14 protein-coding genes are annotated in these 16,138 nt (G+C 33.6%); 1 reads left to right on the top strand and 13 read right to left on the bottom strand.

Features of this window, described 5'->3' with window-relative positions:
- Positions 1–65: 65 nt before the first annotated feature.
- The 13 genes from DFR56_RS09785 to DFR56_RS09725 all read right to left on the bottom strand — a co-directional run bounded on the left by DFR56_RS09785 (position 66) and on the right by DFR56_RS09725 (position 15,101).
- A complete protein-coding gene (locus DFR56_RS09785) occupies positions 66–737 on the bottom strand; it encodes a response regulator transcription factor (protein WP_110395257.1) in 672 nt (223 codons plus the stop codon).
- Entirely contained in the window at positions 730–2,118 is a 1,389-nt protein-coding gene (locus DFR56_RS09780; protein ID WP_110395256.1) for a HAMP domain-containing sensor histidine kinase, read from the bottom strand. Before DFR56_RS09780 ends, DFR56_RS09785 begins: the two co-directional genes overlap by 8 nt.
- Positions 2,119–2,127: 9 nt before the next feature.
- Positions 2,128–2,859 carry a cytochrome c biogenesis CcdA family protein gene (locus DFR56_RS09775; protein WP_110395255.1) on the bottom strand — a complete coding sequence of 244 codons (732 nt, stop codon included), beginning with the start codon at positions 2,857–2,859 and terminating at the stop codon, positions 2,128–2,130.
- Positions 2,860–2,908: 49 nt separating this feature from the next.
- Positions 2,909–3,466: a class I SAM-dependent methyltransferase gene (locus DFR56_RS09770; RefSeq protein ID WP_244916471.1), complete on the bottom strand. Its 558-nt coding sequence runs from the start codon at positions 3,464–3,466 to the stop codon at positions 2,909–2,911.
- A gap of 60 nt (positions 3,467–3,526) precedes the next feature.
- Positions 3,527–3,748 (bottom strand): SHOCT domain-containing protein, encoded by a 222-nt coding sequence (locus tag DFR56_RS09765; protein ID WP_110395254.1) that lies wholly within the window; start codon positions 3,746–3,748, stop codon positions 3,527–3,529.
- 1,192 nt (positions 3,749–4,940) lie between these two features.
- A complete protein-coding gene (ccsB, locus tag DFR56_RS09760; protein ID WP_110395253.1) occupies positions 4,941–6,131 on the bottom strand; it encodes a c-type cytochrome biogenesis protein CcsB in 1,191 nt (396 codons plus the stop codon).
- The gene (gene resB / locus DFR56_RS09755; protein WP_110395252.1) at positions 6,124–7,794 is read right to left on the bottom strand and encodes a cytochrome c biogenesis protein ResB; all 1,671 of its coding nucleotides are present in this window, start codon (positions 7,792–7,794) and stop codon (positions 6,124–6,126) included. The genes ccsB and resB overlap by 8 nt, the downstream gene beginning before the upstream one ends.
- 20 nt (positions 7,795–7,814) lie before the next feature.
- Complete coding sequence (resA, locus tag DFR56_RS09750) at positions 7,815–8,393, bottom strand: thiol-disulfide oxidoreductase ResA (protein ID WP_110395251.1); 579 nt, start codon at positions 8,391–8,393, stop codon at positions 7,815–7,817.
- Between the two features lie 55 nt (positions 8,394–8,448).
- Positions 8,449–9,156, bottom strand: a complete 708-nt coding sequence (locus DFR56_RS09745) for a cytochrome c biogenesis CcdA family protein (protein WP_110395250.1) — start codon at positions 9,154–9,156, stop codon at positions 8,449–8,451.
- A 581-nt stretch (positions 9,157–9,737) separates the two neighbouring features.
- Entirely contained in the window at positions 9,738–9,923 is a 186-nt protein-coding gene (locus tag DFR56_RS09740) for a sporulation YhaL family protein (protein WP_110395249.1), read from the bottom strand.
- Between the two features lie 70 nt (positions 9,924–9,993).
- Positions 9,994–10,944, bottom strand: a complete 951-nt coding sequence (gene yhaM / locus DFR56_RS09735; protein ID WP_110395248.1) for a 3'-5' exoribonuclease YhaM — start codon at positions 10,942–10,944, stop codon at positions 9,994–9,996.
- Between the two features lie 26 nt (positions 10,945–10,970).
- Complete coding sequence (locus tag DFR56_RS09730; protein ID WP_110395247.1) at positions 10,971–13,886, bottom strand: ATP-binding protein; 2,916 nt, start codon at positions 13,884–13,886, stop codon at positions 10,971–10,973.
- Between the two features lie 6 nt (positions 13,887–13,892).
- A complete protein-coding gene (locus DFR56_RS09725) occupies positions 13,893–15,101 on the bottom strand; it encodes a metallophosphoesterase family protein (RefSeq protein ID WP_110395246.1) in 1,209 nt (402 codons plus the stop codon).
- 213 nt (positions 15,102–15,314) lie between these two features.
- Here DFR56_RS09725 and DFR56_RS09720 point away from each other — a divergent pair, with 213 nt between their 5' ends.
- Entirely contained in the window at positions 15,315–16,124 is an 810-nt protein-coding gene (locus DFR56_RS09720; RefSeq protein ID WP_110395245.1) for a TrmB family transcriptional regulator, read from the top strand.
- Positions 16,125–16,138 lie beyond the last annotated feature (14 nt).

Raw genomic sequence — 16,138 nt, 5'->3', positions numbered from 1 at the left:
CAATGTTAAATTAATATTGTGCAGAAAGTATGTAGAAAATTTTACAACTTGTTAAACTTCTGCTTTTACCCATTCTCCCACTTATATCCTATACCCCATACAGTTTTAAAATGGTCATCAATCGGAAAGCCAGCTTGTCGAATTTTATCCCTCATATTCCTCACATGAGAATCAACAGTTCTTCCTTCCGTTTCTGAATCAAATCCCCAAATAAGTTCAATTAATTGTTCTCTAGCAAATACTTGATTTGGATTTTTAATAAAATGCCCAAGCATAATAAATTCCTTAGGTGTTAGCTTGATTAATTTATTTTTAAAGGTTAGTTCAAACTGCTCCTTATTCCATAATAAGCCATTGCTTTCGACATAATCCCTTGGTGTTCTTCTCCGCAATAGAGCTTTTATTCTAGCCAGTAATTCATCTTCATTAAAAGGCTTTATAATATAATCATCTGCACCTAGCTGTAATCCTTTTATAATATCCTCACGTTGGTCACGCGCAGTTAGCATGATAATTGGGACATCTGAAAAACGTCTAATTTCCTGACATAATTCCCATCCATCCATTCCAGGCATCATAATATCAAGTAAAACAATGTCAAATGTTTCGAATTCAATACAGGATAATGCTTCATTAGCCCCTTGTGCTTTCTTACAGATATAATTATGAGGCTGTAAATACAATGCAATTAAATCTAACATACGTTTTTCATCATCCACGATGAGGACCTTATTCATCATTACCACCTCTTGTTAACTTAATGATAACACTTGTCCCTTTTCCTAATTGACTTTGTACTTCGATACTGCCCCCATGCGATTCAACAATTTCTTTTGTAATTGAAAGCCCAAGTCCTGAACCACCACTTAGCCTAGACCGAGATTTTTCTACACGGTACAATCGTTCAAATATATATGGCAGATCTTGTTCAGGTATACCTTCCCCTTCGTCAGTAGTTATTATAATAATTTGCTTAGCTGTCTGTTTCACATCTATTGAAATTTCCGATCCTTTAAAAGAATGTTTTTGTGCATTATCTAATATATTCGTAAAGACTTGATGAAAACGTTCCGGATCAATAAAAGCCATCACTTCGCCAGTACAATTCACATAAAGCATTATTTTTTTCTCAGTCAATGCTGGTCGGATACGTTCGACTATATTTTCGATGAGATCACATAGTGACACATGTTCTCGACTAATTTGAAAGTTGTTTTGATCAATTTTAGCCAATTGAAATAAGTTCTTAATTAAGACCGTTAATTGTTCTGTCTCTTCACGAATTATTTTGACATATTCTATAATTTCTTCTGTGGACGTATCTGGACGATTAATGATATCAGCATATCCTTTAATATATGTTAAGGGAGTCCGAAGCTCATGTGATACACTGGCCAAAAATTCATTTCTTGCCATCTTTAAATCTTCTAAATCCCTTGATAACCTTGTGATAGAATTCGCCAATTCCCCTAACTCATCTTTTCGTTCTGTGTGCAGTTCAACATTGTGCTTTCCTTTACTTAATTGTTCCGTTGCTTCTTTCATTTTTATTAAAGGGTGTGCAATAAATCTTGATAATATAAAAATTGTTACTATTGTTAGAGCTATAGTGATAAGACTTGCCAACATAAACTGGTTGCCCAGTTGATCTACTGTTCTTTTTACATAATTTGTATTGGCAAACATAAACACATGTCCCTTATGTTCACCATTTATCGTGATCGGACTATCGGTAGCAATATACTTTCCTTCATTCCACCTATCTTCCACAATTTTACCCTCTGTAGGTATTTCATCGTTATTAGTATGTTCTACCACATTCATCATGTCATCTTCTACAGGATCAGATGAAATAATAATTTCACCCTTTTTATCGGTAATAATGACAATAAATTCAGATGCTGATTCCATAATTCCTACATGCTCTAAAGTTGGTTGATCAAAATGATCTTCTAAAACATCACGATGGGTATTCCCTCTTGCCAATAAGCTATTCATTACCTCATCAATACGATCGTTTGCCAAATTAGTATATAAAATAAAAAATAAAAAAGTTTCGATAATCAAGATAAATACAAAGAATAGTAATCCAATTTTAAATGATAGTTTATTAATCATACTACACCTCTATAACCAATAGGTAAGTGTATCCAATATACCGATAATCATTAGTAACACACCCGCAATCTTTTGAGTAATAGCACCTATTTTCCTACTTCTTTTTAATATTGCACCACTTGCTCCAAAATACCAAATCAAAAAGATAACAATTAACAGTGGTAAGGATGTACCTATTCCAAAAATTGCAGGAAGAACTGCCCCATACGAAGTAACCAATACAACTGGCATTAATGTCAATAGGAATAACACAAACATTGTTGGACAAAAAGCTAACGTAAAGCTTACACCCATCAAAAAGCTACCTAAATAATTATCTTTAAATACTTTTGTAGGAAAATTAAAAATACGCCATGTTTGCTTCCATTGAAATAACCCAATCATAAATAACCCTATGATTATTAGTAGTGGACCTATAACTTTACGTATAATAGGCATGATTTGTGATAGCGTGTTATATACTTCTTTACCTAATAACCAAATTATAATCCCTAATACAGAATAAACAACGATCTTTCCTAAAATAAATAATAATACACGTAACCAAGGAACTTTATCAACTAATGACTTATTACCATAAATTGTAATAGCACTAATATTACTAGTAAGCTGGCATGGAGCAACAGCTCCTACAATACCAAGGAAAAAAGCAAATAATAATGGTAAATGTTCCAAACTATATGCGATATCCATTATTGGACCGATTAATGTGCTAATTATTTGATTAAACAACTCATACATGCAAATTCAACCCTTTATTTTGTTAAAATGTTTTAGTGGAAATCAAAAATCACTTATTTGGTGAGATTATAATTTTTCTCATAATTGATGTCATTAGATATTTTTGTTGTTCAATTCTCAAGCCAGCTTTTTCTATGTTTTCAATGGTTTTTCGATTTACATTTGCACCAACAATTCGTACGGTTAAAGGATTCATCAAATCAAGTATTTTTCCAGCAACGACATTTTCACTACGCATATGTTCGAGCATTACAATTTTACCCTCTGGTTTAACAACCCGACGAATTTCCTTAAAACCTTTTACAGGATTAGGAATTGAACAAAAAACGTATGTAGAGACAACAGCATCAAAAGTGTTGTCTGGAAAGTCCATATCTTGTGCATCCATTTCCCTTAAGACAACCTTTACTTCAGCCTTGTCAATTTTTTCATACGCTTTCATCAACATTTTAGGGCTGAAATCAATCCCAGTTACATGCACGTTTGATGGGTAATAGCTAAGATTTGCCCCTGTACCGACACCTACTTCCAATATATTTCCTTGTAAATTTTCGAGTAAGTCTTTTCGCCAAGATGATTGAATCATTTGATTCATTACGTCAAACAAAGAGGATATTCTATCCTATCTTTTCTTTATGGTTTCCGTATGTTTGTTCAATTTGGATCGCTACTTTCCATCTTGCTTTATAATTGATTTTAACCGCTCGTACTCTGTTTCATCAATTTCACCTTTAGCCAAACGTTCTTTAATTATTTGTAATGAAGTTTTTTTGTTGCCACCATTGATGAAGTTTGTTATTAAAAAAATACCAAAACTAATTAGACCTACCCAAAAGATAATCATCAATATCATTGACCAAAATGATCCGTATCCATGCATCATATGCATAAATAACACCTTCTCTTATTATCATTTTATATTTATTATATCTTTTATTTATCAAGAAAGTTTGCATTTTAACGGAATATACAAAGTATTCTTCTTCAAAACCAAGCAGACAGAACATCAATCAAGATTTATATATTAAACACATGACAATACTTTACCATATTGTCTAAAAAGTATGTCTATAGTAGTCAAAATATTAATTTCTGTTGATTCTAGAAAGCCGATTACTGTATGTAGTAATCAGTAATCGGCTTTGATATAATAATTCAACTTTTCGCAGAGTGAAATGGACAAAAAGCCTTTCTGGAATGAAGATAAAGTGCTCAAGTTGACTTTGGATTACCTGTTTGCCTAATCAGTCTGTTTACATCCACCTACTCTTTTCGCTAAGTTTATTGCTATTATCACGTATTTGAATTAAACTGCGCAGTAACTGCTTGGTCTACCGCTACGGAAATACACTCCGCTTTCACCACAGACATAAGAGTGACATCTGTTCAAGCTGCGATATTGCTTGCTTTCACAGTGTCTCCTTTACCGTGGGCGGCTGGTGAGCCTCCTCACTTTCCCCCTTCGCTAAGGAATGTCAGAAGCAAAATGTAGAGTTCAATACAAGAATGCGCAGTTCCATTGAATAATGCAGAGTTTAATGCAAGAATGCGCAGTTCATGGGAATAATGCAGAGTTCAATACGGGAATGCGCAGTTCCATTGAATAATGCAGAGTTTAATGCAAGAATGCGCAGTTCCATTGAATAATGCAAAGTTCAATACAAGAATGCGCAGTTCCATTGAATAATGCAGAGTTCAATACAAGAATGCGCAGTTCCATTGAATAATGCAAAGTTCAATACAAGAATGCGCAGTTCCATTGAATAATGCAAAGTTCAATACAAGAATGCGCAGTTCCATTGAATAATGCAAAGTTCAATACAAGAATGCGCAGTTCCATTGAATAATGCAGAGTTCAATACAAGAATGCGCAGTTCATGGGAATAATGCGCAGTTTATTTCTTATATGTAAAAAACAATAAATCTATTTGGTAGGAAGTATTCGCAGTCCCAATCTTTTAGAAAACGGTTTATGATACCAAGGTTGATTAAAGATATAGTTAGAAGCATCCCAAACTTAACCAAGCGAACTGTTTGAACTCATTTTAGTGGTGCGAAAGTTGAGTAATAAATATAGAAATTTATGCATAGGAATGTAACCCGGCTATTACTAAATTTACAACAATAAGGTTAAACATTATTATTGCAAATCCCCCAACTGCTAACCATGCTGATTTTTCACCATGCCAGCCCCGGGACAACCTAAGGTGTAAAAACGCCGCATAGAAAAACCATGTTATAAGAGCCCATACTTCCTTTGGATCCCAGCCCCAAAAACGATCCCAAGCAATTTGAGCCCAGATGGAAGCAAAAATTAACCCGCCCAATGTGAAAAGTGGAAAACCAATTGCTACAGCACGATAAGTTATCTCATCAACAAGATTTGGTTTAATATTTTTCAATAATGGTTGTATGGCAGCACCAATTCTTTTTCTAAAAATAAGTCGAAGTAATCCATATAAGATAAATCCAGTTGTAAAGGACCAAATAAGTGTATTGAATTTTTGGGCAGCATTCCTTCCTTGTAACCAACTCGGGGCTTCAAACAAAGCATCTTTTGCGCCTTCTGTAATCAATTCACCGTCTTGAGGTCCTGCGATAGCTGGTAAATTATATTCTACTGTTACTATTCTATCACCTAGTGGATACTCAAATGTTACATGATAATCTAATAAATTAAATGTAATTGTTGATAGAATAAATCCTATACAAGCAACTAAAAAAAACATAATGAGCTCCAACCACATATTCTTTTTACTTCGTTTCTTTTGATCAATTTGTTTGATCAAGTATATAAGCCCTGCAACAAAACTAATGCCTAAAATCCCTTGTGATAAGGAAACAGTCGTTACATGGATATATAGCCACGGACTTTGCAATGATGGTACTAACGGTGATAAATCTGTAGGGAACATACTTGCATACGCAATAATAATTAATGCAATTGGTAATGCAAATAATCCAAGAATATCAAAGCGATAGATGAAGTAAATAATGATAAACGCCAAAACGATACTCATGCCCAAAAATGTCATAAACTCAAACATATTTCCAACGGGAGCATGTCCGCCCGCTATCCATCGTGTTATAAAATAGATCAATTGTGCAGATAGTCCAATAATGGTTAAGGTAATTGCAACAGTTCCTGTTCTTCCTTTTTTCTTTTGCTGATTTTTATCTTTTATTGTTACACCAAACATGACCGTTGCAAGTGAATAAAATGCAAATGCTGTATACAACATTGAACTACTTAACGTTGCTAAGTTACTCATTATGAACCTCCTTAGTTTTTTCATATCCTTCTACTTCTTGCTGATCCACCACCATTTGTATGTTCGTTCCTAAAATTGCCTTTTCAATATCTTTATTCACACCGAACCAATTTTTATTTGTATGTGCTGCTAACAAAATACTTCGACCATTAGGATGTATCCAAATTCTTCGATGTTGCCAGTACATTCCTTGAACGACACCAATCATGAAAACTAAAGCTCCTAGACCAAATAAAGGTAATGTATAATCTTGGCGTAATGTCATCCCACTAACAAAATGTGTTTCAAAATCAACAATCCCTAATTTAAACTTATTTTCACCAGTTGCATCGATATTTTTACCAATTCCTATAAAGCTAATTTCTGGACTTTCGGTATTTGGTGGGTAAACAAAGATAACGAATGCAGGATTTCTCGGAAATTTAGTTTCAGACCTTGGCTCACCTTTATCAAGAACATAATCTGGATAGTACTTGTCAATCACAACTCGGAATCCACTTTCAAATTCATATTCAGTTTCTGGTGACGTCAAATCGATTGTGAATGTTTCTAATGCTTTTTGATCCGAGTCATTTGTTTCATAGATTTTAAAGGACATATTTGAAAATTCATTTTGTTGATATCCCGACTGATATAAAGTATAGCCATCGAACTTAAGTGGATGATTCATCCATACTTTATCTTCCAAAACTTTTTCAAGTTTTGGCTCTGCACCAGGGATAGTTGCATCAACATTTTTGTAAATGATGACATTCGTTTGATAGTTTTTATGTACTTCTCCTCCAACTCGATCGATTGCGTCTTGGAACCGCTTATCATCCTCATCATACTTTTCTAATATAAACTCCTTATTTTTAATATAGTATTTATTGTCAGTTCCTGGAATAACTACTTGTTGTCCTTCTCTTACCCATACGTAATCATCCAAATATAACCATGGTGTCATCCGAAGTAATGCAGCAATTAAAATAATAATTAAACCGATATGGTTAACATATGGACCCCATCGAGAAAACCTTCCCTTTTCGGCCAATATATGTCCTTCCTCACTTCTCACTTTATATCGCAACTTCTTCAAGTTATTAACCACTTGCTGTTTTTCTTCATCTGAGATATTTGGTGATTCGCTGTAAAGTCGTTGTCTATTAATAAATGTTTCATGCCGTCTAGGTTTTTGCATTTTTAAAGCTCGATGTAGTGGAACAACTCTATCAATACTACAAATAACTAATGAGATGCCAATTAGTGAAATTAGTAACATATACCACCAAGAACTGTATAAATCATAAAACCCAAGTTGATAATAAATCTTACCAAAAACACCAAATTGATCTTCGTAGTAAATTGCCGGATCACGTGACACAGCATCTATCGGTATGTAAATCTCTTGAGGAAAAATCGTTCCTAATGCCGACGCAACTAATGCAATGACAATAAGCCAGACTCCAACCTTAACAGATGAAAAAAAGCTCCATATTTTATCAATAATCGATCTATTGTATGTTAAAGATCTTCTAGCACTGCCATCGTAACGCATATTAATTAATTTTGTTTTGTCATTTCCGTCTATATGTTGATTCTCTTCAATTGGTTTACCACATGCTTCGCACAGAACCGTTCCTTCTGGATTCACATGTCCACATTCACATTTGATTTTCTTCATTTTATTATCTCTCCATTTTATCAATCATTATCAGGTTGAATTTGTTTTAAATATCCTTCCAATTGTTCCAATGTCAATGCACCCTCTACTTTTTCTACAATTATCCCTTCTGGATTAACAAAGTAAGTAGTTGGGATTGGACCAATTTTATAAAGGTCATTTACCTGATTGCTAGTATCATGTGGTATTGGAAAAGTTAGATTATATTTGTCAATGAATTGATGAACTACAGCTTCCGTCGCATCTAAACTAACTGCTACAATTTCTATCCCTTTATCTTTATATTGTGGATATAATTTTTCCATGTAAGGCATCTCTTTTTCACACGGCTTACAATAGGTCGCCCAAAAATTAAGCATTACTCCTTTTCCTTTTAAGTCACTAAGTCGAATTGATTCTAAATCATTATTCTTATTAATTTGCTGAAGTTGGAAATCAGGAGCTTTATCACCAACTTTATATATTTTGTTATCTTTTTTTGCATTTGTTATTAACGCAAACACAACTGCCGCTACTAATAAAGCTAAAATAATGGTTCTGAAAATTAATCTATTTCGTTTTCTATCTTTTTTCTTTTCTCTAGCTTTTTCTATGCGCACACGGATCACTCCCTATATCATTTATTTTCTCGGATGAAATATCTTTAAATTTGAATCAAAATCCTGTAAACCCACCAAATAACGGGATCAACAGTGCAATAATCAGTCTCATCCAATCAAAGTACAAAAGAATCCCCATTAAAATCATTAATATACCACCAAATATCATAAAGCGATTTCCATGTTTCTTTAAGAAGGTCATCTTATCAAGAAAGAAGGTCATAATTAAAAATGGTATGGAAAAACCTAATACATAAAATGACATATAAAATAGTCCCATACTTGGATTTGCAACTCCGAGTGCCATTACTCCTGCAAGGATAGGCCCTGTACATGGTGTCCATCCCGCAGCAAATCCTAATCCAATTAATACGGAACCTAAATATCCTGTAGGTCTTTTTTGAAACTGGATTTTTTTATCAGAGAGTAAAAAATTGAAACGAAGTACACCAGTTAAAATCAATCCAAAAAACACTAATAATACTGCACCTAGTTGTCGTAATAGCCCTTGATAGGCTATAAAAAAAGAGCCTATCAAAGAAGTCGTTAAACCAAGTGCTAAAAATATAATAGAGAATCCTAATAAAAATAGGAATGTATGTATAAACGCCTTTTTTCTTATAATACCTCTTTCTTCTTTAAGTTCATTTACTGTCATTCCTGTAAGATAGGAAAGAAAGGCTGGGTACAAAGGCAATGCACAAGGAGATAAAAATGATAAAAACCCTGCGCCAAAAGCTAGAAATAAGTTAATTTGCTCCAATAATACTTCACAACCTTTTAATAAAATTAAATAATCTTATCATAAAGATAGGATAAGATTGTGGAGAAACTATGCAGATCCCTAAAAATTCTACTTCGTTCATAAATAATTCAAAAACACATTATTTACCCGTTAATCTAAGGTCATCCTTTTTTTCAAACAAGCAATCTTACATGCATAGTGATATGCTAAAGAATCAACTTCAAAATAAAATAGTGAGGGAGCAAGCGTTTTTTTCCAGATGTCATCGTACAACGTTGTATCGTTCATTTGATTATTTTAAACAACAATGTGTTGCATATTTGTTTATTGATGTTACGACAATGACCTTTCATTATGTGGAACAACTCTATGGTTAATGGTGCTACTATCCGTAAAGTGATGCACACAACGAATAGTGTAGAAAAAAATCCATCAGTTTTAGAAAAGTAACCAAAAAAAATAGCATTCCCAAATGAGAACACTCTTTTAAAAGTATGATATATTTCCGGAGCGGGTTATATGCTGCTACCATTGTTCGGATTTAACTTTGGTAAAAACAATTTTGTCCCTGCTTCGTTTTCATATTTCAATATGTTAAGTTAACTTGAACTTCCTTCTCTTCTCTCTTTTTCTTGATTCATTCTTTCAATAAATATTTGACCTTCACGTTCAATAAACTGTTGTTCTAACTGTCGTTCAGCTCGCATTGCACGAAATGACATATATCCACTAAAACAAATAAATAAAAAGATAATAAAAACCCACCAAGGAATATTAAAAATCACTCCTCTTCCTCCTTGTCCCATTTATTCTCTCATTTATTTATATGTTCTACTTCGCAATAACATGACCTTTTCATTCATCATTTTCAAAAGTAGGTTTATAAAAGGAACGATGATCCATCGCAAATAACCTCTCGGTAAATTCACCAGGTCTCGTTTTATCTAATGCTCTATTTAACATATTTACTTTTGCATCAATCTGATCGATCAGATGCAAAATTTCAGCTTCCCTTACGAGAGGTGGTTTGGGACTACCCCATTCTGCTTTGCCATGATGGCTTAACACTAAATGCTGTAAAATAACTACTTCCTCTCCATCTATATTTAATTCATCAGCGACTTGCTTAATCTCAGTCACCATTAATGAAATATGACCTAGTAAAGTCCCTTCCATCGTATAGGATGTTGATACTACTCCAGTTAGCTCGTGAAGTTTTCCAATATCATGTAAAATAATACCTGCATAGAGCAAATCTTTGTTTAACTCTGGATATACGAGGCAAAGCTGTTTCGCCACTTTTAACATCGTTACAATATGATAAGCAAGACCCGACACAAAAGCATGATGATTTTTCGATGCTGCTGGATAGATGAATAAATCCTCATGGTATTTTTTTACGAAAGCACGAACAATCCGCTGTAAATTAGGATTTTTCATTTCAAAAATTGCTTCCATTAATTGTTCTTGCAACATTTCTTTATCGATAGGTGACTTTTCCAAAAAATCCGATACCCTCACCCCGTCAGTCACTTGAGCCGGACGAATTGACTTAATTCTCATCTGTGCTTTCCCTCTGAATTCGTTAATATCCCCGACTATTTTAACCACTTTTTCCTCTGTAAAAGTTTCCACATCTTCTTTTGAGGCATCCCATAATTTTGCATCAATTTCACCTGTCGCATCGACAAAAAATAACGTTAAAAATTGTTTACCATTACTTGCAGTTCCTTTTGTGGCGGTTTTAATTAACATAAAACCATCAAATGTATCACCGATTACATGATTTCCGATTCCTTTCTGCATTCGTATCCCCCTATCATACATTTCGTCTAATTAAACGCATGTACACCAAGCACAATATGATCAGCGTGTAATTTTCTCGCAATCTCTTTCTTACATGTAAATAGTAAAATTTGCTGTCCTTTGGCAATTTGCTTAATAACATCTAACACTTGATCCGTTCTTTCATCATCAAAATGAACGAAAGCATCATCAATCATAAGTGGGATGATATATTTTTCACTCATTGCCTTACTTATTGCTAGTCTTAAAGAAACGTATAATTGATCTATAGTCCCTTGTGACAACTCATCTACAGTATATCGTATATAATTATTTGCTTCTACTTGAAAAGACGTTGCCTGCGTCGGAGCAAATACTTTTTTATATTTTCCGTTCGTTAATTGCTGAAAATATGTTGAAGTGAATGCTATTACTTCGGTTAAATGTTTTGCTTGATATGATTTTTTGGCATGGAATAAAGTCGTTTGGGCGATTTTTAGCATGGTCCATTTTTTAGCGAGTTCATTTAGCTTATTGTGTTCCATTTGATACAAAAATGCCGCTTCTGAATAATCTTCTGACATCTCCATTTGGTTTATTTCCAATTCAACGGCTGCTATCTGTTTATTTGTATCAGAAATTTCTTTTTGGTACGTTTGAATTTCGTCCTTTAATTGTAAGATCTCTACTTCAAGTTCATTAAAATTCATCTCTTTTGATATTAATTGTTCTTTCCATTCATTTGAAAACATTGCTAATAATTGCTGCTCAATCTTTTCGAGTTGTTCTGTCATCCGTTGCTTTTCCTCTAACTCTTTAGCAATTTGGAAAAACTGTTCTTCAGCTTGCACCTTTGCAATAGAAAAAAGTGATGCTATCTCTTCTTGATATACAGTCATTTTTTCAGTTAGTTCGCCTTGTTTTTTTATCGTTTGACCCAATAATTGTTTATATTGATCAACTAACTGCAAATTAGAATAATTTGATTCAATCATTTTTTCAACTTCTTCTATAGTTATCATGGAATGCTCCGCATCAATTTCTGTTGCCAAATGAACTAACTTATGTTCAAACTGCTCTTTTTTCTCCTGTAAAAGATGTAACTGTTTTTCATCTTGTGTTTGTTCATGGATATATTGTTTAATTTGCTGAACGATTCGTAATAATTCACCCCAATGTGCTGGGTCGATTCGCTCTAAAAATGGGTATTGATACCGTTCTGTTTCAAGACGATCCACATAATTTTGTTCCCTTTGCTCAAACAACCTTTTTCTTTCTTCCCATTGTAAGTTGGCAAAATGCAACCGTTTTTCCTCTTTTTCAATCATCAGTAAATCCGATTGCCATTGTTCTTGTTGGTGAATGATTTTTTCATACTCATCTCGTTTTGTTGTAGAAATGGTTGTTCGATTTGGCCTTTTGGTTGTATGAAGCTCCATATCTTTAATAGACTTTTTCACAAAAAAGAATTGCATCATTCCAATGCCTAATACAATGATAGAAAAAAAAGATACAGTATAATTAGCGATCGATAAACCGACGAAAAATAAAAGGACGAAAAATATACTTGCCATTATAAGCGTTATATTCGCTGTTTTCAGCCGTTTTTTCTTCCACTTCAACCACCTTTTTTGTTGTAATTCATAATTAGTTAATTCAGAATCGTATACATCGCTCTTTTTTATTTCAAGTTTTAGTTGGTTTACTGCTTCCATTGGTAATTTGTTCTGATCAATAATCGATTTTTCTTTCTGTAATCTGTTCATTTCTTGTGTAAAGACTTGTTGATCTTCAGCTAATTTATTGTTTTCTCGCTGAAGTTCTACATTCATCTCCCTTATTTCTCTCCAGCTCGATTCTAAATGGAACGGAAGGATGATATCAACTAGTTCGTTTTTTTCTAAATTTACATGTTGTAACTGCTCATTTAATAAGCTGTTTGTATGATCAAGCTGCTTTTCTAATTCTTCTATTTCCCGGCAATGAATAACATACTCATGCTTTTCATTCACTATTGATTCCGCAAGTTGATACGTTTGTTCATCCAACAATTGCTCTTCTAACATGGCTATTTTTGCTTCATATTGTTTTTTGTTTGTCTGTAAGATAGCGTATTCACTTTTAATTGGGAGCAAGATTGTTTTTATTGTTTGATAACGATTGACCCCATCTTCTGGAAACCGAATGGTTTTATGGTATTCCTCTAACCTACTTGATAAAGATTGATGTTCATGTAATAACGGAATGACATGAACTATTTTTTCCTTTGTTAATAGCTTCTCTTGGCAAGATGTAACATTTTTTTCTGCCTCTTTTCCCCTTTCAATTAGTTGTTCTATTAATGTTTTTTTATTGCGATATTCCTCTTCTTTCTTTTTCGTTTCTGTCATATTCTTGAAAAGATTATTTACCGTATTTATTTGTTGATTAATGAGTGGTTTTCTTCCCGTTTTTTTATATAATTCCCCTAATTCATTGTCAAGCTGTTTTTCCACTTTATATATATTCGTAGCACCAGAAAGACCGACACTGAATAGTACATCACTCAATTGATCTGCTTTCATGCTCCTTATTTCTGTTAAATCAAGTGCAGAAAAAGAATAAATGGATTCATATATTCCTCTTGTCAATCCTTTTAATTTTTCTTTAAGCCAGCGCTCGTCTTCATTTTTTCCATTTGGTAATAAACAATGTAGTTCATCCTCTACCCGCTCAATTGTATATGGACCGATTCGCTCATCTTCAAGTGTTAACATTCCACCCACACGGTTACTATTCTTAGGTTTATAAAAATTTCTTTTTCGCGGGGGGAGTCCAAACAATACAAATAAAATAAATTGTTGTAATGTTGATTTTCCTGATTCATTTTCACCATAAAAAGTTGTTAAGGAAGCTTTCGAAAAGTCGAATGTCGTATCAACCCATTTACCGAATCCGTATATATCAGCTCGTAAAAATTTCAACCTTCTTCACCTTCCTACTTTCAAAAGCTCGTATAATAGAAATTGTTTTGCTTTCTGTTTCATTTCTTCATTCGAGATTTTTTCGATAAACTTTCTTCCACGTGGATGATTATAAAGTTCTTCCAAAACATCAGCAAACTCCAAGTCTTCTAAAGATTGAATCACTTCACCAACAAAAAAGTCATCATAATCAATTTTAGAATTGTCATCTATTTGAAGACGATAATCATAAATATACGCCCAAATATCATCCTTGATCAAAGACTCATTCACGATCGCAATTAACTCCTTTAGAAGCCCTTCATTTTCAAAAGCAATCATTTTTTCATTTTCACCATGGAGTGTAAGATGAATTAGTTTTTTTATCGGTTGATTTCCCGCTGTTTCCATGATTTTTTCTTCCACGTCTTGCAATGATTCGCAATTAGTAACATCGATTATTGCTGAATCAAATTGGATAGCTTGAAGTGGAACAAATTCCAAGTTCGTGCTTGTTTTCGATAAAGTTACATAATAACAACCTTTTTCACCTGCTTCATGTCGATGCCTTCCTTGTGTATTTCCCGGATAAACAACAGGAGGCAACTTTGCAATAATTTCTCGTTTATGAATATGCCCAAGAGCCCAGTAGTCAAAATGTTTTTCGATTACATGTTGAAGCTTAAAAGGTGCATATGGATCGTGATCTTTATTACCGAAAATGGAACCGTGTAATGTTGCAATATGAAACGGGATCGTCTTATCGATCACATCGTATTCTATCGATTTATTCTCCGTCACTGCTCGGTTTTCATAACTAAAGCCATAAATCGAAGCAATCTTTTGATTTTCTTTTTCAAAGGTAAAGAAGGATATTGTTTCATTGGGAAAAATATGTACGTTCTCTGGATAGATCATTGGGTGGATATTTCCATTTATATAGTCATGATTTCCATAAGACATATAGACTGGGATATTATGCTTTCCTAATTGTTCAAAAGCTGTTCTTAGCTGCACTTGTGCTTTTAAACTTTGTCTTTCATTATTAAATAAATCACCTACGAGTAAAACGAAGTCAACTTGTTTATTAATCGCTGTTTTCACTAAGTTATTGAGTGCTGTAAACGTACTATTTCTAACTTCGGAGAACATTGTATTTGGAATATCCGTTAATCCTTGAAAAGGACTGTCTAAATGTAAATCTGCTGCATGGATAAATGAAACTGAGTTTGACATCTATATCACCATTTCATTGCCTATAGTTAAAATGTATCATACCACGAATGACCAATGGGATCAAACGTTTCCTTTTCTGTTTTTTTATAAACCTAAAAGCCACTTGAGCATAGGAAGATTTCGCTCATTTTCTCACTGTATTAAATTATTGACACTAATTATTGTTTAAATTATAGTAGTAATAAATATTACTACTATAGAGGAGGCTACTCTATGGAACGTTTAATTGAGCAGTTTGAAGAGATTGGTTTTTCAAAAAATGAGGCAAAGTCTTATATGGCATTACTGAAAGAGCCTGCTATAAATGGTTATGAAATCAGTAAAAAAAGTGGTGTGCCACGCTCGATGGTTTATTCAGTCATTGCAAAATTACTAGCGAAAGAAGCAATCATAGAGTTACGAACCGAACCACCAACCTATACCCCTGTTCCAGTAAAAGAACTAATCATGAATCGTAAAAGGCAAACTGAGGAGACACTTTCCTTTTTAGAAAAAGAATTGCAAGTGATTGAAAAACCAGTAGAAGTGAATGTGATTAAACATATTGAAGGAAGAACAAAAATCATTCAAGCTATGCAAAAATTAATGAAGGAAGCAAATGAGGAGGTTTGGCTTTCTGCTTGGGAAGAGGAGCTGGAGGAGTTGCGTAGTTCGGCCGTAGAACAAGGTAAAAAAGGGATTCAGTTGTATTCATTGCTTTTTACAAATCAAGAGACCAATTCTTTTGGGAAAACATTTTATCATCGACATGATACAGCTTCAATCGAAAAACGTAGAATGGGCCAAAGACTAACAATTATTATTCAGGACAATCAAGATGTACTAATTGCGAGCTTTATTGAAAGGCAAATACCACAAGCTATCCAAACTACTGAACCAATGTTAGTTCTCCTCGCTAAGGAATATATTCGTCATGATATGATGATGAAAGTTGTGGGTGACAAAGTAGGAAAGGACATGCTTAATTCTTTATGGCAAGGGGATGACCTATTGACTTATATTGTTCGCAATGTGAAGAAGTGAGGAGTTGTTGTCTT

The sequence above is a fragment of the Pseudogracilibacillus auburnensis genome (assembly GCF_003201975.1).
Taxonomy (GTDB): Bacteria; Bacillota; Bacilli; order Bacillales; family Amphibacillaceae; genus Pseudogracilibacillus; species Pseudogracilibacillus auburnensis.
This window is presented reverse-complemented; position numbering and strand designations above follow the sequence as displayed.